The organism is uncultured Maricaulis sp. (assembly GCF_905480005.1).
Lineage (GTDB): Bacteria > Pseudomonadota > Alphaproteobacteria > Caulobacterales > Maricaulaceae > Maricaulis.
In genome coordinates, this window is sequence record NZ_CAJQOO010000079.1 from 1 (window position 1) to 22,387 (window position 22,387).

A 22,387-nucleotide genomic window follows, 5' to 3' on the forward strand; every position below is an offset into this window, starting at 1 on the left:
TATCGACGATACCGATGTGGAACGCTCCACCCAGGCCTTCGAGGACGGCATTCGCGCCGACCTGACCTGGCTGGGCATTTCCTGGGACGAGACCTTCAAGCAGTCCGACCGCTTCGACCGCTATGCGGCCGCCGCCGAGACCTTGAAAGCCAAGGGGCTGCTCTATCCCTGCTATGAAACCGGCGAGGATCTTGATCGCAAACGCCGCCTGCAAATGGCCAATGGACGACCGCCGGTTTATGACCGCGCCGCCCTGGGCCTGACGGACGCCGAGATCGCTGCCTTCGAGGCCGAGGGTCGCAAGCCGCATTGGCGGTTCAAACTGTCCGGCAAGCCTGTCCAGTGGACCGACATGGTGCGTGGCCCGGTGTCCATCGAGACGTCATCCCTGTCCGACCCGATCCTGATCCGCGGCGATGGCTCCTATCTCTACACGCTGCCCAGCGTGGTGGATGATATCGAGGCGGACATCACCCACATCATTCGCGGTGAGGACCACACCACCAATTCAGGCGCCCAGATCGAAGTGTTTGAAGCCCTCGGCGGCAAGGCGCCGCTGTTCGGGCATCAGGCCCTGCTGGTCGGTGCCGATGGCGGCAAGCTGTCCAAGCGCCTCGGGTCTCTGGGCATCCAGGAGCTGCGCGATGTGCAGGGTCTCGAGCCGATGGCGATCATGTCGCTGCTGGCCAAGATCGGCACCTCGGATCCGGTTGATGCCTTCGCGGACGTCGAGGGACTTCTGGAGGGCTTTGACCTTGGCAAGCTGTCCCGGTCGCCGGCGCGCTTTGATGATGAAGAGCTCAAGCGGGTGAACGCCAAACTCCTGCACGCCATGCCGTATGCAGTGGCCCAGCCGAAACTGGCTGATCTCGGTGCCGACAAGGGCGAGGCGGTCTGGGCGGCCGTGCGCCCGAATCTGGAAACACTCGCTGACGCCAAGGCCTGGGCCGCGCTGATCGATGGTCCGGTAACGCCGGTTATCGAAGAGTCGGACTATGCCGCCGCCGCGGCCGAGCACTTGCCTGCCGGTGAGCTGGACGGTGACAGCTGGTCAGACTGGACCGGCGCTCTGAAAGAGGCGACCGGTCGCAAGGGCAAGCAGCTTTTCATGCCGTTGCGCCTGATGCTGACCGGTGAGGCCCGTGGCCCTGAAATGGCGGTATTGTTGCCCCTGATCGGTCGCGAGAAGGTGCTCAAGCGCCTCGCGGGCGAGCCGGCCTAGTCCATCCAGCTCGGTCCGCGCTTTCACGCGTCTTGTCATCCCCGCTGAATGTCCGGCGCAGGCCGGACGCAAGGCGGGGACCTGACTATCTGCCACATCTCGGTCCCTGACTTTCGCCCCGCTTTCGCGGGGCGTTCATCAGGGATGACCACCCAGCCAGGGCCGTGCCGAGCGCCCTTGCCCTGACAAAATGACATGCATGCATTTCGTTTAGTCAGGTTGTCTTGACAGTCGCGCGTGTGAGTGTCAGGTTTGCATGACACTAAGTCAAGTAAAGCTGATGGAGCGCAGAATGAAACCTATTGGAAGCGGCAAGATGAGTATCGGCGGCTGGATTGCCATCGCGGTAGCGATCGTGATCGGCGCAACGGCGGGACAGGCCAACGGTCAGGCCAACGGCCAGGCCGGCGCGCAAACGGATCGTGCCGGGCAGACCCTCGATACGCTGCAGATCGAACGGGCGGGGTCCGAGAGCGGGCGCGATGTGGTTTTCATTCCCGGCCTGGCGACGGCCGGTGATGTGTGGGACGGGACGGTCATGGCGCTCGGTGACTCGGTCGATGCGCATGTCGTGACCCTTGATGGCTTTGGCGGCGACTCGACGGTGGATCGCGGCGAAACCGGTGTCGTGTCCGGTGCGGTGGCGGACCTGGTCGCCTGGCTTGAAGCCGGGCAGGCCGAGGATGTGGTCCTGGTGGGCCATTCCATGGGGGCCCAGATTGCGCTGCAGGTCGCGGCAGCAGCGCCGGACCGCGTTGGCGATGTCGTTGTGGTGGATAGCGCGCCCTTCTTCGCCCGCCTGTTCAATCCAGCGATCACGCACGACCAGGCCGCCGGGTATGCGATCGGCGTCTCGGGCCAGATGGCGGCGGCACCGCGTGAGCAATTCCTCGCAATCTCTCGCCAGGGTCTGGCCGTCCAGTCGATCAGCGAAGCCGGGCAGGCGCAGGTGATGACGTGGATGGAGCAAGCCGACCAGTCCGTCGTCAGCGCAGCCATGGGTGAAGTGATGGGGACCGATTACAGCCCCGTACTGGCCCGGGTCTCTGCCCCGGTTACCGTCATGATCGCCTGGAGCGAGGGCGCACCGATGAGCCCCGAAGCGCTCGAATCCGTGTATCGGGATCAATATGCCGGTCTCGCCATGCTTGACCTGCACCGGATTGATGGGTCGCGCCATTTCATCATGCTGGACCAGCCGGAGGCCTTCCGGTCCGTCCTGACCCGTGTGATTGGCGCTGAAGGGGAGGAAGGCTGATGATGGCCGCAAATGCACGTCGCTACATGATCCACTTCGGCAGCGCGATGTTGCTCTATATGGCGACGCTCTTTGGATCCGTCTTCCTGTTGAGCACCGCCGAATTCGGACCGGCTCTGCGCGGCCTCATTGCCATCCTGCCGGTTTTGCCGGGGCTGGGTGCCTTGTGGGCGGTCATGGTCTTCTATCGTTCGCTGGACGAGTTCAAACAGCGCATCCTCGCCGAGGCGATGATCATCGCGGCCCTGCTGACAGGTTTTGGAACCTTCGCCTACGGCTTTCTGGAAGGGGCGCTGGACCTGCCGGCAATCCCGATGATCTGGGTCTTCCCGGTCATGATCGGCCTGTGGGGTCTGGTCGGGTGTTTCCAGAAATACGTGGTGTACCGGTGAAGAACCGGCTGCGTGTCCTGCGCGCCGAGAGACGCTGGAGCCAGGCCGAGCTGGGGGAGCGGGTCGGCGTTTCCCGCCAGGCCATCAATGCGGTCGAGACGGGCAAGCATGACCCGTCCCTGACCCTGGCCTTCGCCCTGGCCGGCGCCTTCGAGTTGACCATCGAGGATGTCTTCGACCCGAACGGAGAGGCGGACTGATCAGTCCGCCCTTTCGGCGTTGATCGCGTCTTTCTCGTTCAGCTGGGCGCAGATGCGGGCGATCGCCAGATCGCCCCGGTCGATCAGCTCGATATGGTCGGCCAGGGATTGCGGCGTAAAGCCCTCGCGGACCGTGTGCGCAATCAGGTCGATGAAGGGTGACCAGAAGCCGTCCGTGTTGAGGAAGACAATCGGCTTGTCCTGCAGTTCGAGTTGCTGGCGCGAGATGACATCGAAGACTTCTTCCAGCGTCCCGGTCCCGCCGGGCAGGATGATATAGGCGTCACTCTCGGCGATGAGCTGGCTTTTGCGCTCGCTCATTGTCTCGACAATCTTGATCTCGACGTCGTCGAGATGACCTTCGCGGGCGATCAGGAAGCCGGGGATGATTCCATAGACTGGTCCGCCCTCGGCCGCGGCGGACGAGGCGGCGATTCCCATCAGGCCGACATCGCCGCCACCATAGACAAGGCGGCACTCGGCGCGGGCAATGGCTCGACCGACCGCTGCGGCCGCATCTGCATAGGATTTGCGTTCACCCATACGTGATCCGCAGAAGACACCAATCGACCTTAGTTTTGCCATCGTGACATCACTCATATTTGCTTTATCGAACCGGGATGCTATTCGCCGAAGGCTGACGGCGCGAGGTTTGCATCCAGTTCCGGTATGCCGGAGCGCATTTTTGTGTCCAGCCGAATTGACGACGGGAGAGCCGCCATGACCGCAACGCGGTCGTTTATCATTGCTGGAGCCCTTGCCGCGCTCGCGATTGCCGCCGCGCTGGCATTCATCATGTATCGTCCCGGACCGGCCGATGATGGCGCGCCCGCGCCTGCCGTCGAGAATCCGGTGTCCCCGGCTGGGACGACGACACAGCCCGATCCCAGCGATGCGATGCTGGCCGCCCCGGTTTTCGACATTGTTCGGGTGGCCCCGGCCGGCACCGCCGTTGTCGCGGGCCGCGGCGAACCGGGTGCGACCATCCAGCTGCTCGCCAATGATGTGGCGCTGGAGTTCGACAATGCCAATTCGCGTACGGATCGCATGCCGATCAATGAGCGCGGCGAGTGGGTGATCATTCTCAATGATCCGCTGCCCTCCGGTGCGGTAGAGCTCTCCTTGCTGATGACGGCCCAGGACAGACGCGAACTGCGCTCCGAACAGGTCGTGGTCGTCTCCATCCCCGAACAGCGTGGACCGACGCCGCTGGTCGTGGTCGGTCGTCCGGGTGAAGCCAGCCGCGTCTGGCAATGCCCGTCTTGTTCGACGGGCGAGATGGGGCCGCTGGTGCTGGAGACCATCGATTATGACGAAACCGGTGCCGTCATCTTCTCCGGCCGCGCCGAGGCGGGCACGACGGTGCGGATCTTCGCCAATGGCGCCCAGGTTGGCGAGACGTCTGTGGGCCGTGATGGCCGCTGGACCTTGCAGGCTGGCGCTCTGCTGGCGCCCGGCATCTATGACCTCCAGATCGACCAGGTCGACCAAGACGGCCAGGTCAGCGCTGTCATCGTGCTGCCATTCGAACGCGTGGCGGCTGAAGACCTCGACCTGGGCCCGAATTCGGTGGTCGTGCAGCCGGGCAATTCGCTCTGGCGCCTGGCCCGCCGACTCTATGGCGAGGGTGTGCAATACACGGTCATCTATGAAGCCAATCGCGACCAGATCCGTAATCCGGACCTGATCTATCCCGGCCAGGTACTCGAAGCGCCGACGGAAGACGGGCAGGGCGGGTAGGTGCTCGACCTGCCGCCAGCGGACGCCGGTGAATGGGTCGAGGTCGGAAGTGCTTGCGCGACCGAAAACGGCACCGAAAGCGATCAAGCGACACTGATCGCGCACGCACGCGAATTTGTCTCGGTCGGTGAAAGGGTATCCGGTCCTCGCTGGCACCACGAACAGCTTTGGCAAGTTTGCCGATTGACGGGCCAAGTGATCGTTGACGACGAAGTCTGGCGCTTCGAAGCCGGGTTGAACGGTGACGGCTGGGTTCAACGAACTGGTGATGGGGCAGAGTCGAAGGTCCTTTGCTATGATTGTGAAGCGTGGACCGCGCCCGCGGAATGTCGAGGGGCCGCGTGTTAGCGCGGGGTATTCATACATCTCATGCCAGCCAACGGGCCTCAGGGGTTCAGCCGCGTCAAGGTCGCCTTCGGCGCCGCAATGCGGGCATGCACCTTGACGCGGCTGAACCCCTGAGGCGAGCTCCCGGCAAGAGTTGTATGGGGCTCTCTGCGCGACCGCGCGGACTTTCGAGTGGCGCCGTAGCCCGTACATGCCACCGTCCCCCCCGGATGCTCGATGCTCGTTGCTCGTTGCTCGATGCTCAATGCTCAATGCTCAATGCTTGATCTCTGAGGGATGAGGTGTGGATGGGCGGCGATGGCGTTTGACCTCTGCTCAGCGCCGCCTCTGGCGCTGGGGCTGCCTAGGCCCTATCTCTCCCTCCGATGAGACCGACAGCCCCCGATAATGCGGAAGACGCCCAGGCGGCACCCAAGGGGGCGCTCGGGCTGACCATGGTGCGCCTGTTTGCGCTGCTGGCCTCGCCGGAGATGGCCAAATGGCGCGTCCGCATGGGGCTGGCACTGGTCCTGACCATTATCGCCAAGCTTTTCTCGGTGGGTGCGCCGATCCTGTTCGGCGACGGCATCAATCTGATTGTGGAGGCCACGGGCGGCGCGACGGCGGCGGTCGAGGGGCGCCAGGGCAGTACGCTCTGGCCCGGGGTTCTCACGACGTTCTCGCTGGCCTTCATCGCCTATGCGGTAGCGCGTTTCCTGTCGGTGGGCGCGCCGCAATTGCGCGACGCCATGTTTTCGCCGGTCAGCCAGGACGCCCAGCGTCTGACCGCGGTGCGGGCCTTTGCCCATGTCCAGCGCCTGTCCATCGGCTATCACCAGACCAAGCGGACCGGTGCCCTGCAGCGCATTATCGAACGCGGCGCCCGCGCCGTCGATTTCCTGATGCGCTTCCTGATTTTCAATATCGCACCGACCCTGTTCGAGCTGACGCTCGCGGCCATCGTGCTCAGCGCCAATTACGGCTGGGAGTTCGCCGTGATCGCGGTGATCACCATCGCGGTCTATATGGGCCTGACCTGGTCGATGACCGAATGGCGCGTCGTCATTCGGCGGCAGATGAATGAGGCGGATAATGAAGCCTCGGCGCGCGCGGTCGATGGCTTGATCAATTTCGAGACAGTAAAGGCCTTCGCTGCCGAAGAGCGTGAGAGTGAGGCCTATAATTCGGCGATGACGCGCTATGCCAGCGCCGCCGCCAGGTCGCAGTCCTCGCTAGCCCTGCTGAACGGACTTCAGGCCTTCGTGATGAATGCCGGCCTGCTGGCCATGGCGCTCACCGCGGGCTGGAAGGCCTATAACGGCGTGCTCATGGCGGGTGATGTGGCCGCCGTGACGCTGGTGCTGATGAATATCTACCAGCCGCTCAACATCCTTGGCTGGGCCTATCGCGAGATCAAACAGGGCGCGGTCGACATGGAGCGCGTCTATGAGACCCTGGCGCTGACACCTGATGTCGATGACGCGCCGGATGCCCGACCGCTCACGCTGGCTGGCGGCGCGGTGCGCTTTGAAGACGTCGCCTTCACCCATGACGGGCGCTCGCGCTCGCTGGGCGGGGTGAGCATGGATATTCCCGCGGGTGGCTTTGTCGGGATTTGCGGCCCCTCCGGCGCCGGCAAATCCACTATATTGCGCCTGCTCTTCCGCTTTTATGACCCTGAACAGGGGACGGTCTCGATCGACGGTCAGGATTTGCGCGGGATCGCCCAGACCAGCTTGCGCGACGCGCTGGGACTGGTGCCGCAGGATGTGGTCCTGTTCAACGACACGCTTCGGTCCAACATCATCTATGGCAAGCCCGATGCCAGCGAGGCGGAGATCGAGGCCGTGCTCAAGCGCGCCCATCTTGCTGACTTCGTCAGTGGTCTGCCGGACGGGCTGGAGACGCGGGTCGGCGAGCGCGGACTGAAGCTCTCCGGCGGCGAGAAGCAGCGCGTCGGGGTGGCCCGCGCCATCCTCAAGGATCCGGCGGTCCTCATCCTCGATGAGGCCACGTCGGCGCTGGACAGTCAGACCGAGGGCGAAGTCCAGGCTGCGCTCAGCGATGCGGCCCGGGGGCGGACCACGATCGCCGTCGCCCACCGTCTCTCGACCATCGCCGGGGCCGACCGGATTTTCGTGCTGGATGCGGGCCGTGTGGCAGAAACCGGCACGCATGACGAATTGCTCGCGATGGACGGGCTCTATGCTGACATGTGGCGTCGCCAGAGCGAGGCCGTTTCGGCAGCCGGCGAGGTATTGGAAACCGCCCGGATCGCCGAATAGACGTTGTTTTTATTGCCGTGCTGCCTAGTCTGACCCCAGCAGCGCGGGGGCGTCTCATGGACATGATCATCGAGGGCTGGCAGGCCTTTTCGACATCGCAGGTCGGCCGTGTACTGACTTCGGTCGAGGCGCAGCGAAGCTATGCGGCCCTGGCCCTGCTCGCCGTATTTGCGCTCAGCCTCTGGCTGGCCCGCATGCAGCTCAATCTCCTGAAGGGCGTGCGGGCGGTCGAGCTTGAAGCCGATGAACGCATTTCCGGGCCAGAGCCGAAACTGGCCAGGACCATCCAGTCACGACTGGATCGATATCGGGCGCGGCGGGCGGAGATTGTCGGCGGCGTCTGGCAGGCGCTGGGAGCGCTCATTCTCTTCGGGCTCATCCTGCCTGGCGGTGTCGTCTTCTCGGCGGTGTGGATGCATGACTGGTTGCTGCCGGACTATGCCGCGCCGATCCTGATCGGCGAGGCGGCCCCCACCTCCGGTCATGAAACCGGGCTGGGTGCGGTCCTGGTTTTCCTGGTCGACCAGGTCTTTCGCGGCGCCCTGGCTGATATTCCTGAAGTCTTCCGTCTCGGCCTGACCCCGGTCAGCAATAATCCGGACAATGCCGTCATCTCCTGGCTGATCGTGATCTATCGCTTTGCGGCCGGGATTGTCAGCGGTTCGGCGCTCTACATGATGTACCGGGTGTGGCGCGGCGTGCCGCGCATTGACCGGCGCATCCGCGATTATGAACTCCGCCTGCGTCAGGCCGAGGCCGAGGCCGGGGCCGGGGCATGACGGACCATCCTGCTGTCGGTCTGATCGGACTGGGCGCTTTCGGGCGTCTGGCCGCCGCCCATCTCGCCCCGCATCTCGATCTGGTCGCGCATGACCCGGCAGTGACCGCGCTGGACGGCGTGAGGCTGGTCCCGCTCGCCGAAGCCGCTGCGCGGCCGGTCGTCATCCTGGCGGTGCCTGTGCAGTCGATGGCGGGCGTGTGTCGCGGTGTCGCTCCCCATATCCAGCCGGGTGCTCTGGTGATGGATGTCGCCTCGGTGAAGCTGGAGCCGATGGCGGCGATGCGGGAGGCCTTGCCGGAGGGCACACGCATTCTCGGCACCCACCCGCTCTTCGGACCACAGAGTGCGGCCGACGGGCTGGAGGGCCAGTCCATCGTCCTGTGTCCCGAACCAGGCGTCGATCCGGGCTGTGTCGCCCATTTCCTGCGGGATGATTTGCGGCTCGATGTGCATTTGTCTGACGCGGACACCCATGACCGCACCATGGCCAGCGTGCAGGCGCTGACCCATCTGGTCTCGAAGGTCATCACCGATCTCGACCTTCCGACCGCGCCCTATACCACGCGCAGCTATGATCTGCTGACACAGGCGGCTGAACTGGTGGCCGGTGATAGCGATGCGCTGTTTCGGGCCATTGAGCGTCACAATCCCCATGCGGCCGATTTGCGGGCGCGATTCTTCCAGGCGGCGCGGGCGCTGGATGCGCGGCTGGAACAGGGCTGATTCCCGCATTCAGGCATGAAAAAACCCGCCGGAAGGCGGGTCATTCAACCCCGCCAGGCGGGGTGGGACTTGAGAATGGCTCCTCGGGACGGGCTCGAACCGCCGACCCGGTGATTAACAGTCACCTGCTCTACCAACTGAGCTACCGAGGAACATGTGCTCTCAAGCGAGGCCCGGCTTTTATCAGAGCTTTTGCACGGGGCGCAAGCACCCTTGTGTGCAAGAAGCAGCAAGTGGGTGCAAAAAAAATCGGGAGCCGCAAAGGCTCCCGAAAAGGCATTGGGTGGATGGTGGGGTGTCTTCACGGGAAGACGCCCCTAAATTCGGCCCTGAACCCTTAAAGCGGAGTTAACGGGATCGGGAGAATTAGGCATTTGGTTTATTGTCCTTGCCGGTTCCCTAATGGAATCATGGAAATACGTGGATAATCGAGCAGGTTTCATTCACCATGAGTGATGCCCGTTTTCGGGCGCGAAAGCTGCCGTGATACTGATCTGGCAGGCGAATCACCGGAGCTGACCATGCGCGAACATGCCACTTTCGAATCATTCTGGCCGTTTTACCTGCGCGAGCACGCCAAGCCCTGGACCCGGGCCTGGCACTTCGTCGGTTCGACACTGGCCATCTTCGTCCTGGTCTATGCGCTCGCATCGCAGACCTGGTGGCTGCTCCTGGCGGTGCCGGTCTCCGGCTATTTCTTTGCCTGGGTCAGTCATGCCTTCGTCGAGCGCAACAAGCCGGCGACCTTCACCTATCCGTTCTGGTCGCTGATTGGCGATTACCGCATGTACGGGCTTTTCCTGGCCGGGCGGCTGGACGCGGAGCTTGAGAAGGCCGGTGTGAGTACCGGCCGGCAGGCCAATGAAGGCTAGGACTGGTCGGTCGGCCGCCGGGCGCTAGGTCCCGGTCATGGCCCGCCATCCTTCCAGACAGCCAAAGCCGACCAAGACCTGCGCGAGCTGTGGGCGCCCCTTCGAATGGCGCCGCAAATGGGCGGCGGTCTGGGATGAGGTGAAATATTGTTCCGACCGCTGTCGCCGGGCGCGCTGAGCTAGAGCGCGTCGAGGACGTCGCGGGCCCGGTCCCGATAGGCCTGACGCTTCGCCTCATCCATCCGGTCCCAATTGCGATAGACCGGACCCAGGCGCGGATTGCCGCGCAGCGTCTCGTCATTGCGGTCGAGAAAATCCCAGTAGAGCGAATTGAACGGACAGCTGTCGGGTCCGGTCTTGTCCTTCACCTTGTAGCGGCAAGTACTGCAATAATCGGACATGCGATCGATATAGGCGCCACTGGCGGCATAGGGTTTCGAGCCCAGCAAACCGCCATCGGCGAATTGCGACATGCCGATCACATTGGGTGCCTCGACCCATTCAAACGCATCGATATAGACCGCCAGATACCATTCATGGAGCGCGTGCGGATCGACCCCGGCAATCAGGGCGAACGTTCCCGTCACCATCAGGCGCTGGATGTGGTGGGCATAGGCCTCGCGCCGGGTCTGGCCGATGGCAGCGGACAGGCAGGCCATGTCGGTCTCGCCGCTCCAGTAGAAATCGGGCAGGGGACGTTTCGCGCCCAGCGCGTTGCGGTGCACATAGTCCGGACCTTCGCGCCAATAGATGCCGCGAACATATTCGCGCCAGCCAATGATCTGCCGGATAAAGCCTTCCGCGGAGTTGAGGGGAACATTGCCCGCCTGCCAGGCCGCTTCAACGCGCTGGCATACGGCAAGCGGATCGAGCAGGCCGATATTGATGTAGGCCGAGAGAACCGAGTGCCAGAGGAAGGACTCACCGCGCAGCATGGCGTCCTGATAGGGCCCGAATTCGGCCAGCGCCGCAGCGATGAAATGATCGAGCGCGGCCTCGGCCTCCTCGGCGGTCACGGCAAAGCGGAAAGGCTCCAGATCGCCGAACCCGTCGGGAAAGCGTGTGGCCACCATGTCCAGAACCTCCCGCGTGATGGCATCGGGTTCGACGCTGTGGGGCCGCGGCATGAAGAGATCATCGACCACCGGCTTGCGGTTCTCGGCATCGTAATTCCATTTGCCGCCTGCCGGCTTGTCACCCTCCATCAGCAAGCCCGTCTCGCGTCGCATCTCGCGATAGAAATATTCCATGCGCAATTGTTTGCGTCCCTCGGCCCAGGCGTCGAACCGCGCGTGTGAGCACAAGAAGCGGTCATCCTCCAGGATCACCACGGGCAATCCGAAGCGGTCCTGCCAGGTCTCGAATTCTCGCCGCAGTCGCCATTCTCCCGGTTCGGTGATGATCAGGCGGTCATAGGGTCTGGTCGCCAGCGCACGCCCGATGGCATCCGCGAAATCAGCGCAGGGCCTTTCCTGATCGAGCCGGTGATGGATGACCCGCCGGCCATCGTTTTCCAGCGCCCGCGAGAAATGGCGCATGGCGGAGAAGATGAGCACCATCTTCTTGCGGTGGTGCCAGACATAATCCGTCTCGCTGAGCGCCTCGACCATCAGGATATCGGCCTCTTCCGGCCGGGTCTGGCGCAAGCTCGGCAGGTCCGGGCTGAGCTGATCGCCCAGAACGAGCACAAGGTCAGTCATGCGGCACCCCTCATCCAGTCTCACATTCGATACGTAGACAGTTCGAAAGCAGACCAGCGATTGGAAATGCGATGAGCAGGACGCCGGCCCAATTGGCGGTCGTTATCGGCGCGACGGGCGGCGTCGGCGGGGCGCTGGCTGCGGCCCTGATCGGTCATGACGCCTACGATCGCGTGATCTGCCTGTCGCGCGGTTCCACCCCGTCCGTGGATTTCGAGAAGCCCGACAGTCTGGCAAAGGCTGCGGACTGGCTGCTCAAGCAATCCGGTGAGATCCGCCTGGTCATCGATGCGACAGGATTCCTGCATGATTCGGACTTTTCGCCGGAGCGCAGCCTGCGTGATCTCGACCCGGCGCACCTGCACAAGGCCTTCGCTGTCAACGCCATCGGGCCGGCCTTGCTGATGAAGCACATCCTGCCGCTTCTGCCGCGCAAGGGGCGGGCGGTCTTTGTCACCCTGTCGGCACGGGTCGGATCGATCGCTGACAACCGGCTCGGCGGCTGGCATGCCTATCGAGCATCCAAATCCGCGCTGAACCAGTTCATGCGGGGCGCATCGATCGAGCTGGCCCGTACGCGGCGCGAGGCGATCTGTGTGGCGTTGCACCCGGGCACGGTCGATACCGCGCTGTCAGCGCCTTTTTCCAAATCCGGTCTGGCGGTCCGCCCGGCCAGCGAGGCGGCGGCGGATATCCTGCGCGTGATAGCGGAGCTGACGGCGGCGCAGACGGGTGGCTTCTTCGACCATGAGGGCAAACCCATCCCGTTTTGAGCGGGTGCCCGTGCTCTGTCGCCCGTGCTCTGTCGCCCGAGTTTCATCGCCCGTGCGGTGTCGCCCGTGCCATTTCGGCGGATGCTGTTTGTGAAAGGGTTTCGCTGGAAGGCTGGAGGCACCGCCCGGAATCGAACCGGGGTACACGGATTTGCAATCCGCTGCGTAACCACTCCGCCACGGTGCCAAGCCTTGCGAGGCGGGAGCTATAGCGCTCTCGCGCGGCGCGAGCAATCCGGCTTTGTCACCTCCCGGGCGGAGCGGTGAGCATTGTGGTTGAGGCCGCTTTGCTGATGTGCGCCGCCCACCGGCGAATGCGCGGCTTCTGCGAGGCAATTCGACGCGCGCGCAGTGGCATGCTTGCCGGGTTGTGGCATGCCGGGATATATCGGGCCGAACGCATCCCGACAGGGCCTGGCCGAAGGAGAGCCTCGTGAGCGAATTCGAAACAGCGCGCAAGCAGATGGTGGACAGCCAGATCCGGCCGTCCGATGTGACCGACCGTCGCCTGATTGCGGCCTTTCTCGATATTCCCCGTCACCTCTTCGTGCCGCGCGCCCGTCGGGCCTCGGCCTATGCGGATTCACAGGTCCCCGTTGGCGATGTGCGCACGCTCATGCGGCCGCGCGACATCGCCAAACTGGTTCACGCGGCTGACATCCAGCCCGATGAGCTGGTGCTCGATATCGCCTGTGCCCGTGGCTATTCCACCGCCATTCTCGCGCGGATGGCCGGAACCGTGGTCGGTCTCGAATCGGATGAGGACAGTCTCGGTCGTGCCAGTGGTCTGCTCGCAGATGCCGGCGCCGACAATGCGGTCGTCATCGAAGGCGATCTGGCTGCGGGTGTCGCGAAGCAGGGCCCGTTCAACGTGATCTTCGTCAATGGCGCCATTGATGACGTTCCCCAGGCCTGGTTCGACCAGCTCGCGCCGGGCGGCCGGCTGGTCGCGGTGATCCGCAAGGGCCCGATCGGCAAGGCGACGGTCTTCACCAAATCGGCAGCCGGCATCGGTGAGCGTCAGGTTTTCGATGCCCATGTCGCGCCCTTGCTGGGTTTCCAGGCCGAAGCCGGCTTCGTGCTCTGATTTTTTTCGTTTCGCGGAACGGAAACATCTCCCTCAAACGTTACAGGGACGGCGGGTTGGTCTGCCCGGCCCGAACACGTCTGCGCGAGGTTACCAAAATATCAGGGTGAACAGTGTTCACTTTTAATCATGGCGTGCCTATATGCGGCCATGGTATGCGCGAGGGCAGGAATTGGACTGTCAAACCGTGACCGGACTGGATCAGGTCGCGCGAAGCGCTAGTATGTGACGAAAGCGGCGGCCGAGTCTTCGGCGCCGCAAGAGGGGTTCGTAATGTTGCGATTGAAGAATTTTGCGCTGGTACTGGCAGCTGGCGCATCGGCGCTGGCTCTGGCCGGTGTCGGTGCCGGTGCCGGTCAGGCCCAGACGCTCGAAGAGACGCTGGCTCTGGCCTATGATTCCAACCCGACCCTGCAGGCCGAGCGTGCCCGATTGCGCGCGACCGATGAGGGACGCGTCCAGGCCCAGGCCGGTCGTCTGCCTTCCGTATCGGCATCAGCTTCGATTTCGCGTTCGCACTCCGAAGGCGAGAGTTTTTCCCAGATCAACAATTCGACGAACAGTTTCGAGTCCGATGCGACGCCGAAGAATTACAGCCTGTCGGCGAGCCAGCCCATCTATCGTGGCGGCCGCATTGACGGGGCGATTGACCAGGCTACCGCGGTCGTGATGGCCGGCCGCGAGACGCTTCGGGCCACCGAGCAGACCGTGCTGGTCGATGCCGTCACGGCCTTCATGGACGTGCGTCGCGACAATAATGTCATCGAGATCCGACAGAATAATGTCGAGGTCCTGTCCCAGCAATTGCGTGCGGCGCAGGACCGGTTCGAGGTCGGCGAGATCACCCGGACTGATGTGTCCCAGGCCGAAGCCCGCCTGTCCGCCGCCCAGACCCAATTGTCGGCCGCCCAGGCCCAGCTCGGCGCCAGCCGCGCGGCCTATGAGCGTGTGACCGGTCAGCCGGCCGCGTCGCTCAGCGAGCCGCCCGCCCTGCCGCCACTGCCCGATAATCTCGCTGATGCGGCCGAGTTTGCCTTCGACAACAGCCCGCAATTGCTGGCCGCCCGCTATGGCGAGGAAGCTGCCCAGCATGCCATTCGCATCGCCCGCGGCGCCCTTCGTCCGGAAGTATCGCTGACCGCATCGGCCTCCTCGGCCCGCGATTCGAGCTTCTCCGGTGATGTTCGCGACAGCACGTCGATCATGGGCCAGGTCTCGGTGCCGATCTTTACCGGCGGACTGAACCGATCGCGCGTGCGCGCTGCGGTCGCCCAGGAAGAGCAGGCCCGCTTCCAGGTGCGCGAAGCCCGTCGACAGGTCACGGAAGCGGTCACCAATGCCTGGTATTCCTACGTCGCGTCGCTGGCGGTGATCGAATCCAGCCGTCAAGCCGTGCTCGCCAACGAGATCGCGCTGGACGGCGTGCAGCAGGAAGCCTTTGTCGGCATCCGGACCACGCTGGACGTGCTCAATGCGGAACAGGAACTCCTGGAGTCACGCCTGACCTTCGTGACCGCCGAGCGCGACAGCTTCGTGGCCGGCTACCGCTTGCTGCAAGCCATGGGTCTGGCATCGGCGGAACGACTGGGGCTGAATGTGGATATTTATGATCCCGCCGCAGGCGATTCACGCGAATCACGTTTCCCTAACCTTGACTTAACGCCCTGGGACTAGGGTTTTTGAAGAGTCACGGGCTGGACAGGCGAGTTCCGGCCCGGTTTATTCGCGTGATACGGGAAGCCGCGTTCGCGGAAACCCGCAACGCCGACTGCAGACGCAGACCGCAGACAAGGGACTTGGGCGCTCATGGCCGATGCCGCTGAAAACGAACCGTCAATGGAGGAAATCCTCTCCTCCATCCGTCGCATCATCAACGAAGACGATGAAGAGGCGCCAGCTGAGGCCGAAGCCGCGCCGGAACCGGCTGCGGACGAGCCCCAGAGCCAGGATGATGTTGACGCCCTGTTCGACGAACCGGCCGCGGATGCCGGCGGTGATGATGTTCTCGAACTGACCGAGATGGTCGATGATATCGATGAGGGCACCGAGCCACTCTCGATGGATGATGATCTGATGATTGTCGATCGCGAGGAAGAGGTCGAGCCGGAACCGGTCGCCGAGGCCGAGCCCGAGATTGATTTCGACGCCCTTGCTGACGAGACCGCTGACGGCATCATGAGCGAGCCGGCCGCGGCCGCCGCCATGGGGTCTTTCCACACACTGGCAGACACGATCCGTATTTCCGATGAGGAAGGCCGGACGCTGGAAGGTGTCGTTCGCGCGCTCCTGCGTCCGATGCTCAAGGATTGGCTCGATGCCAACCTGCCCTCGATTGTCGACGAGAAGGTCCAGGCCGAGATCGACCGGGTTGCTCGCCGTCGCCGCTAGGCGAGCACGACAAGGCTGGCATCAAACAAGGCGCGCCCCGACGGGACGCGCCTTTTTGCTGCTCCGATATCCGGCGCGGATCAGATGTCCTGCGCTGCGAGCATGGCGCGATATTCGCGAATCTTCTCGACATAGCGCACCGGTTCGTGGCCGCGGGCATAGCCATAGCGCAAGGTCGAGTAATGCTCCGGGTCGGAGAGGAGGGGCAGGGTGGCGGCGAGATCGTCCCAGCTGTCCTTGTTGCGGCCGAGTCGCTCGGCCAGGCGCCGCGCATCATACATGTGGCCCATGCCGACATTGTAAGCTGCCAGCGCGAACCAGAGACGGTCCTCACCGGTTACGCCATCGGGCACGCGGGCGTAGAGGTCATCCAGATAGGCCGCGCCGCCGCGAATGCTCTGGCGCGGGTCGGTGCGGTCATCAATGCCGACCCGTTCCGCGGTGGACAGGGTCAGCATCATCAGTCCGCGCACACCGGTGGCACTGACGGCATCGGGGTCCCAATGTGATTCCTGATAGGCCTGGGCGGCCAGCAATTCCCATTCAAACGGCACGTCCTCTGCCGCGTCTTCGAACCAGCGCCGATAGCGGGGCAGGCGGTCGTCGACCCGCCTGACGAAGCGGGCAATGTCGACATAGTCGTAATCGCCGAACTGGCCGAACCATGTCTCGTCCAGCGCTTCCAGCAGGCCGCTGGAGTGAGCCTGTGCGAACCAGCTGGCGAGGGCCGAGTCGAGCCCCTCGACGCGGGCGTCATAGGCCCAGGCCAGGGATTGTTCTCCGGTGAGGTTCTGCGCCACGACGAGTTCGGGATGGCGACGCCGTGCAAAGTCGACGAGATGACTGTCCGAGACTGTGCAGGCAATATCGCCCTCATCGACCGCAGCCAGCAGCGGCATGGCCGACCCTCCAGGCGCGGAGTCCCAGCTGATATCGGGATGCTGCGCCTGGAGGGCGATCAGTGTTTCCTCGTAACTTGAGCCTTCCAGGACCTGGATATCGGTGCCCGCGAGCCCGTCGCGGCGGGTCGGGGACGGCCCGCCGCGCCGGCAGACAAGCTGCTCGGTCACGGCCTTGTAGGCCGGCGCAAAGGCGAGGCGCTCGGCCCGGCCAGTCGTCTGCGTGAGCCCGGCGGCGGCGATGTGGCCTTCCCCGGCTTCCAGCGCCTCCAGCAGTTCGGGAATCGAAGCCTCCACGCGGAACCGGGCGCTGACCCCCAGTTCGCTGGCGAAGGCATTGGCGAGGTCGACCTCATAGCCACTCGCCGCGCCGGATCCCTCGATATAGCTGGTTGGTCCGGCCAGGGTCAGAATGATCAGCTCGCCGCGTTCGCGAATCAGCGAGAGCGTGTCAGGCTCTGACGGTATCGTGGCCGTGTTGGCCCCACCGCAGGCCGCGAGGGCGACAAGGCTTGTGAAGGCTGACAGGCCGGGTCTCAGGCCCGATCTGATTGTCCGAACAATATCCGTCATATGGCTAGCCTAGGGTCGATAGTGTCGAATTTCAAACCCTGTCTTTCGACGGGCGATCGACCTTTGTTCCGGTTTGTTAACCATAAATGTTCCGCTTGTGTTCCCGGAACAAAACTGGTACGCCGAGACAATGTTGCCCGGACCTGAGGGGCGTGAAATAAGGGATGAAGGCTATGAGCAAGGGCGCGATTCGACTCGTGAAAAACGAAAAGAACATGAACAAGGAAAAGGCGATCGAGGCGGCGCTGAGCCAGATCGATAAGGCCTTTGGCAAAGGTTCGGTCATGAAGCTTGGCCAGAAGCCGGCCATGGAGATCGAAGCGATTTCCACGGGTTCGCTGGGCCTTGATATCGCGCTGGGAATTGGCGGCTTGCCGAAAGGCCGGATCATCGAGATTTACGGCCCGGAGAGCTCCGGCAAGACGACGCTGGCCCTCCACACGGTTGCTGAAGCCCAGAAGGCGGGCGGCGTCGCGGCTTTCATTGATGCCGAGCATGCGCTGGACCCGGTTTATGCCGGCAAGCTGGGCGTTGATGTCGGCGAGTTGCTGGTGTCCCAGCCGGATACGGGTGAGCAGGCGCTGGAGATTGCCGACACGCTGGTCCGCTCCGGCGCGGTCGACGTGCTGGTTATCGACTCCGTTGCGGCGCTGACGCCGCGGGCCGAGCTGGAAGGCGAGATGGGCGACAGCCTGCCAGGCCTGCAAGCCCGCCTGATGAGCCAGGCCCTGCGCAAGCTGACCGGTTCGATTTCGAAGTCCAATTGCCTGGTTGTCTTCATCAATCAGATCCGCATGAAGATCGGCGTGATGTTCGGCTCGCCCGAGACCACGACCGGCGGAAATGCGCTGAAATTCTATTCCTCGGTCCGTCTCGACATCCGCCGCATCGGAGCGATCAAGAATCGCGATGAGGTGATCGGCAACCAGACCCGTGTGAAAGTGGTCAAGAACAAGGTTGCGCCGCCCTTCCGTGAGGTCGAGTTCGACATCCTCTATGGTGAGGGTATCTCCAAGATGGGGGAACTTATCGATCTTGGCGTAAAGGGCGAAGTGATCGAGAAGTCCGGGTCCTGGTATTCCTATAATTCCGAACGGATCGGTCAGGGGCGCGAGAATGCCCGTCAATTCATGCTCGACAATCCGGATATCGCCGGAGAGATCGAAGCGAAAGTGCGGGCCAATGCGGGCTTGATCGCTGACGAAATGCTGACCGGTCCGGACCTGCCGGAAGAAGACGCGGCGGCGGGCTGATCCTCACGCGGCTGCTGCTCGGGGCGGTCGCTGGCTGACCAGGGAGGCGGACGAACGCGTCCTTCACGTCACGCCGTCAAGGCAATCGCAGCTTGATTATGAACGGGTGCTTGGCTAGGCCGGGCACCCGTTTCTATATGTCAGTGAACAGAAACCGGTTTGCGTCAGCCCGACGGGTTGGCGCGCGAAACTCCAGCCGACGGGATCGGACATCATGGCCAGCCTGCGCGACATCCGTGCGACTTTCCTCGACTATTTCGCCCAGCAAGATCATGAAGTGGTGCAATCGGCCCCGCTGGTCCCGCAGGACGATCCCACCCTGTTATTCGTGAATGCCGGCATGGTCCCGTTCAAGAATGCCTTCACCGGGCAGGAGAAACGGTCAAGACCGCGGGCGACCAGTTCGCAGAAATGCGTGCGGGCCGGCGGCAAGCACAATGACCTGGATAATGTCGGCTATACCGCGCGCCACCACACCTTCTTCGAAATGCTGGGGAATTTCTCCTTCGGCGATTATTTCAAGGAAGAGGCCATCGCCCATGCCTGGCAGCTGGTGACGAAGGAATTCGATCTGCCCGCCGACAAGCTCCTGGTCACGGTTTATTCCGAGGATGACGAGGCGCGGTCCCTGTGGCGCAAGATTGCCGGCCTGTCCGATGACCGCATTATCGGCATCTCCACCTCCGACAATTTCTGGTCCATGGGCGATACCGGTCCGTGCGGCCCGTGCTCGGAAATCTTCTTTGATCACGGCCCGTCCATTGCCGGTGGGCCGCCCGGTTCGCCGGACGAGGATGGTGACCGTTTCATCGAGATCTGGAATCTCGTCTTCATGCAGTTCGAGCAGCTTGGAGCGGACAAGCGCGTCAACCTGCCCAAACCCTCCATCGACACCGGCATGGGGCTGGAGCGGATTTCCGCCATCCTGCAGGGCAAGCACAATAATTACGAGACCGACCTGTTCCGCAATCTGATCGCGGCGGGTGAGGACGTGCTCGGCGTCAAGGCGGAGGGCGACGCGCTCGGCAGCCACCGTGTGATTGCCGATCACTTGCGCTCGACCTGTTTCCTGATGGCCGACGGGGTCAGCCCGTCCAATGAGGGGCGCGGCTATGTCCTGCGCCGCATCATGCGCCGGGCGATGCGTCACGCGCACATCCTGGGCGCGAGCGAGCCGGTCATGTGGCGCCTCGTTGAGGCCCTCAAGGACGAGATGGGCGATGCCTATCCCGAGCTCAATCGGGCCCAGGCATTGTTGGAAGACACGCTGAAAGTCGAAGAGGAGCGTTTCCAGCGCACCCTCGGTCGAGGCCTCTCCCTGCTGGAAGAGGCGACCGCAGGCATGGCCGAAGGCGATGCCCTGGCCGGTGCCACGGCGTTCAAGCTCTATGACACGTTTGGCTTCCCGCTCGACCTCACCCAGGACGCGCTGCGTGCCAAGGGGATGACGGTGGACGAGGACGGCTTCGATACGGCCATGGCCAAGCAGCGCGCGGATGCCCGCGCCAGCAAGTTTACCTCGGGCGATGCCGCGCCTGACGCGGTCTGGTTCGCCGTGCGCGACAAGGCTGGTCCGACCACCTTTACCGGCTATGCCGGCACCGGCGGAGAAGGGCGGCTCCTGGCAATCGTTTCGGGCGGTCAGGACGCCAAGGCGCTGGGCCCCGGTCAGCGCGCCGAACTGGTCTTCGACACCACGCCCTTTTATGGCGAGAGCGGCGGCCAGTGCGGCGATAGCGGCGAGATCCGTTTCACCGATGGTGCGGTCTTTACGGTCGAGGATACGCAAAAGCGCGGTGGCGACATGCACGCCCATATCGGTGTGTTGACCAAGGGCGACATCACGCTGGGCGATGCGGCGACCCTGGATGCCGACGCGCCGCGCCGGGCTGCGATCAAATCCAATCATTCGGCGACGCATCTGGCGCATGCGGCGCTGCGCGCAGTGCTGGGTGATCACGTGACCCAGAAGGGCTCGCATGTCGGCCCAGACCGTCTCCGTTTCGACTTCTCGCACAACAAGGCCGTCAGCGCGGCCGAACTGGCGATGATCGAGGCCCAGGTCAATGCGGTGATCCGCCAGAATGACGATGTCTCGACCCGTGAAATGACGCCTGACGCCGCCATTGAGGCCGGCGCGCTTGCCCTGTTCGGCGAGAAATACGGCGACAAGGTCCGCGTGCTGACCATGGGGCAGGCGCTGGCTGATCACGCCACGCCTTACTCGGTCGAGCTGTGTGGCGGCACGCATGTCGCCCGCACCGGTGATATCGCCCTGTTCAAGATTGTCGGCGAGACCGCGGTCTCCTCCGGCATTCGCCGGATCGAGGCGATGACGGGCGAGGGGGCACGTCTCTATATGGAAGAGCAGATGGGCTATGGCCGCGCTGCCGCCGACTCGTTGAAAATCCCGCCAGCGGACCTGGTCACGCGCGTTTCCAGCCTGATGGACGAGCGCAAGAAGCTTGAACGCCAGCTGGCCGAGGCCAAGAAACAACTGGCCATGGGCGGCGGCACTGCAGGCGCGCCGGCCGGACCGGAAAGCGTCAATGGTGTCAACTTTATCGGCCGTGTGGTCGAGGGTGTTGGCGGCAAGGATTTGCGCGGTCTGATCGACGAGGCCAAGACCCAGATGGGCTCTGGTGTGGCGGCCTTCATTGGCGTCAATGACGGCAAGGCGGCCCTCGCGGTCGGCGTGACCGACGATCTCAAGGATCGGCTCGGGGCGGTTGATCTGGTCAAGGCCGGAGCGGCAGCAGTCGGCGGCAAGGGGGGTGGTGGCCGCCCGGACTTCGCCCAGGCTGGCGGCCCGGACGGAGCCAGTGCCCAAGCCGCTCTCGACGAGATTCGCAAGGTCCTCGCAGGCTGATGGTCGGCGCGCGCAAATCTCATGGCGATGTTCAGCTTGTCGGCGACAAGCCGTCGGCGCGGATGATCTTTTCCAGGCGCGCCGATTTCAATCAGGCGCTCATCGACCGGGATCTCGAGGCGATCCGTGCAGTGCTCGGCGAGCATTCCGTGCTCGTGCCGGGCGATGAGGCGCAATTGATCGTCGGTCGTGACGCGCAGCTTGAAGCCTGGCAGACGATTTTCTCGAGTACCGAGGATGTCATGTATCAGCGCTCGCCCGCCCGCATCGAAGTAGCCGAGGATGGGCATCTGGCCGCCGAGACGGGTCGCTGGAAAGGCGGCTGGACGTCAGAAGGTTTCCAGATCCGTTATACCGGTCGCTATTTCGCCAAGTGGCGCCACACCGATGACGGATGGGAAATCGAAGCCGAAACCTTCGTCACGATGAAATGTACCGGGGCGGGGCTCTGATTATCTGGGGACATGTAACGATTTTCCGAAATAACAGGGACAGACCCAAATAACCGGAGCGCGCCCGCGCGGACTGATCCATAGATCGCTTGTCAGCCAGCAGGCCGTATCCGTTTCTTCAGCTCAAGGGTGAAACCGCGAAGCGGCCGCGTTGCGGCCCTTGACCTGAAGAAACGGATACGGCGGTTTCTCGGCAAGCGGTTTATGGCGGGGTTTGCACCGGAGGCGCGGACGTCGAGGGGCAGTAATTGTGCCTGTCCCAGTTTTTTGCCAATAATTGTGTCTGTCCCAGTTTTTTGCAGTTTTTTCTGTCCCAGTTTTTTCCACGGTTTTCCCAAGGCAAAAATAGGTGTGTGTCCCTGTTTGTTGTGGCGCAAGGCAAAAATAGGTGTGTGTCCCTGTTTGTTGTGAGCGCTAGACGCTAGAGCATTTTCATCGATCTTAGAGTCGCAAAGGGATTCACTTGGGCCGCGAAGTGTGATTCTTAGGGTGTCATCATTGAGCCGGGAGGTCATGGATGACACGAGCGATGAGCGAGGATTTGCGCTGGCGGGTGGTTCGTCTTGTCGTCGACGAGGGTTTGTCGACGAGCG

General features: G+C 63.3%; 21 protein-coding genes and 2 tRNA genes. 17 read left to right on the forward strand and 6 right to left on the reverse strand.

Annotation, left to right across the window (positions count from 1 at the left end; translation table 11 throughout):
• The 4 genes from QZ266_RS07940 to QZ266_RS07955 all read left to right on the forward strand — a co-directional run.
• The coding region (locus tag QZ266_RS07940; protein ID WP_295693657.1) for a glutamate--tRNA ligase at positions 1-1,222 on the forward strand (1,222 nt) is incomplete at its 5' end.
• Positions 1,223-1,514: 292 nt separating this feature from the next.
• Complete coding sequence (locus tag QZ266_RS07945; protein ID WP_295693660.1) at positions 1,515-2,480, forward strand: alpha/beta hydrolase; 966 nt, start codon at positions 1,515-1,517, stop codon at positions 2,478-2,480.
• Positions 2,480-2,872 carry a hypothetical protein gene (locus QZ266_RS07950; protein ID WP_295693662.1) on the forward strand — a complete coding sequence of 131 codons (393 nt, stop codon included), beginning with the start codon at positions 2,480-2,482 and terminating at the stop codon, positions 2,870-2,872. Before QZ266_RS07945 ends, QZ266_RS07950 begins: the two co-directional genes overlap by 1 nt.
• Complete coding sequence (locus QZ266_RS07955) at positions 2,869-3,072, forward strand: helix-turn-helix transcriptional regulator (protein WP_295693664.1); 204 nt, start codon at positions 2,869-2,871, stop codon at positions 3,070-3,072. The genes QZ266_RS07950 and QZ266_RS07955 overlap by 4 nt, the downstream gene beginning before the upstream one ends.
• On the opposite strand, the gene QZ266_RS07960 is transcribed toward QZ266_RS07955, so the two are convergent.
• Entirely contained in the window at positions 3,073-3,672 is a 600-nt protein-coding gene (locus tag QZ266_RS07960) for a TIGR00730 family Rossman fold protein (RefSeq protein WP_367178222.1), read from the reverse strand. It abuts the gene before it with no gap.
• A gap of 120 nt (positions 3,673-3,792) precedes the next feature.
• On the opposite strand from QZ266_RS07960, the gene QZ266_RS07965 reads away from it, so the two are divergent.
• From QZ266_RS07965 to QZ266_RS07980, 4 genes are all read left to right on the forward strand, one after another.
• Positions 3,793-4,812, forward strand: a complete 1,020-nt coding sequence (locus QZ266_RS07965) for a LysM peptidoglycan-binding domain-containing protein (protein ID WP_295693667.1) — start codon at positions 3,793-3,795, stop codon at positions 4,810-4,812.
• A 713-nt stretch (positions 4,813-5,525) separates the two neighbouring features.
• Positions 5,526-7,424, forward strand: a complete 1,899-nt coding sequence (locus QZ266_RS07970; RefSeq protein ID WP_295693669.1) for an ABC transporter ATP-binding protein/permease — start codon at positions 5,526-5,528, stop codon at positions 7,422-7,424.
• Positions 7,425-7,480: 56 nt separating this feature from the next.
• A complete protein-coding gene (locus tag QZ266_RS07975; protein ID WP_295693671.1) occupies positions 7,481-8,203 on the forward strand; it encodes a hypothetical protein in 723 nt (240 codons plus the stop codon).
• A complete protein-coding gene (locus tag QZ266_RS07980; protein ID WP_295693674.1) occupies positions 8,200-8,928 on the forward strand; it encodes a prephenate dehydrogenase in 729 nt (242 codons plus the stop codon). Before QZ266_RS07975 ends, QZ266_RS07980 begins: the two co-directional genes overlap by 4 nt.
• Positions 8,929-9,004: 76 nt before the next feature.
• Here the strand turns inward: QZ266_RS07980 and QZ266_RS07985 are convergent.
• Positions 9,005-9,080 (reverse strand) — tRNA-Asn (locus QZ266_RS07985).
• Between the two features lie 369 nt (positions 9,081-9,449).
• On the opposite strand from QZ266_RS07985, the gene QZ266_RS07990 reads away from it, so the two are divergent.
• Complete coding sequence (locus QZ266_RS07990) at positions 9,450-9,800, forward strand: DUF962 domain-containing protein (RefSeq protein WP_295693677.1); 351 nt, start codon at positions 9,450-9,452, stop codon at positions 9,798-9,800.
• Between the two features lie 37 nt (positions 9,801-9,837).
• On the forward strand, positions 9,838-9,978 hold the full coding sequence (locus QZ266_RS07995) for a DUF2256 domain-containing protein (RefSeq protein ID WP_295693680.1): 141 nt from the start codon (positions 9,838-9,840) through the stop codon (positions 9,976-9,978).
• Between the two features lies 1 nt (position 9,979).
• Here the strand turns inward: QZ266_RS07995 and QZ266_RS08000 are convergent, their stop codons facing one another.
• Positions 9,980-11,500 (reverse strand): cryptochrome/photolyase family protein, encoded by a 1,521-nt coding sequence (locus QZ266_RS08000; RefSeq protein WP_295693682.1) that lies wholly within the window; start codon positions 11,498-11,500, stop codon positions 9,980-9,982.
• Positions 11,501-11,571: 71 nt separating this feature from the next.
• Here QZ266_RS08000 and QZ266_RS08005 point away from each other — a divergent pair, with 71 nt between their 5' ends.
• The gene (locus QZ266_RS08005) at positions 11,572-12,273 is read left to right on the forward strand and encodes an SDR family NAD(P)-dependent oxidoreductase (protein ID WP_295693684.1); all 702 of its coding nucleotides are present in this window, start codon (positions 11,572-11,574) and stop codon (positions 12,271-12,273) included.
• 113 nt (positions 12,274-12,386) lie between these two features.
• On the opposite strand, the gene QZ266_RS08010 is transcribed toward QZ266_RS08005, so the two are convergent.
• Positions 12,387-12,460: transfer RNA gene (locus QZ266_RS08010), tRNA-Cys, on the reverse strand.
• Positions 12,461-12,706: 246 nt separating this feature from the next.
• On the opposite strand from QZ266_RS08010, the gene QZ266_RS08015 reads away from it, so the two are divergent.
• From QZ266_RS08015 to QZ266_RS08025, 3 genes are all read left to right on the forward strand, one after another.
• A complete protein-coding gene (locus QZ266_RS08015) occupies positions 12,707-13,360 on the forward strand; it encodes a protein-L-isoaspartate O-methyltransferase (RefSeq protein ID WP_295693687.1) in 654 nt (217 codons plus the stop codon).
• 273 nt (positions 13,361-13,633) lie between these two features.
• On the forward strand, positions 13,634-15,034 hold the full coding sequence (locus QZ266_RS08020) for a TolC family outer membrane protein (RefSeq protein ID WP_295693690.1): 1,401 nt from the start codon (positions 13,634-13,636) through the stop codon (positions 15,032-15,034).
• Between the two features lie 132 nt (positions 15,035-15,166).
• The gene (locus QZ266_RS08025; protein WP_295693693.1) at positions 15,167-15,748 is read left to right on the forward strand and encodes a DUF2497 domain-containing protein; all 582 of its coding nucleotides are present in this window, start codon (positions 15,167-15,169) and stop codon (positions 15,746-15,748) included.
• 80 nt (positions 15,749-15,828) lie between these two features.
• On the opposite strand, the gene mltF is transcribed toward QZ266_RS08025, so the two are convergent.
• Positions 15,829-17,220, reverse strand: a complete 1,392-nt coding sequence (mltF, locus tag QZ266_RS08030; protein ID WP_295693694.1) for a membrane-bound lytic murein transglycosylase MltF — start codon at positions 17,218-17,220, stop codon at positions 15,829-15,831.
• A 173-nt stretch (positions 17,221-17,393) separates the two neighbouring features.
• Here mltF and recA point away from each other — a divergent pair, with 173 nt between their 5' ends.
• From recA to QZ266_RS08045, 3 genes are all read left to right on the forward strand, one after another.
• Positions 17,394-18,473: a recombinase RecA gene (gene recA, locus QZ266_RS08035; RefSeq protein ID WP_366523944.1), complete on the forward strand. Its 1,080-nt coding sequence runs from the start codon at positions 17,394-17,396 to the stop codon at positions 18,471-18,473.
• Positions 18,474-18,687: 214 nt separating this feature from the next.
• A complete protein-coding gene (alaS, locus tag QZ266_RS08040) occupies positions 18,688-21,342 on the forward strand; it encodes an alanine--tRNA ligase (RefSeq protein WP_295693700.1) in 2,655 nt (884 codons plus the stop codon).
• Positions 21,342-21,794: a nuclear transport factor 2 family protein gene (locus QZ266_RS08045; protein WP_295693703.1), complete on the forward strand. Its 453-nt coding sequence runs from the start codon at positions 21,342-21,344 to the stop codon at positions 21,792-21,794. Before alaS ends, QZ266_RS08045 begins: the two co-directional genes overlap by 1 nt.
• Before the next feature lie 92 nt (positions 21,795-21,886).
• On the opposite strand, the gene QZ266_RS08050 is transcribed toward QZ266_RS08045, so the two are convergent.
• Positions 21,887-22,387: hypothetical protein (locus tag QZ266_RS08050; RefSeq protein ID WP_295693705.1), on the reverse strand; the 501-nt coding region annotated here is incomplete at its 5' end.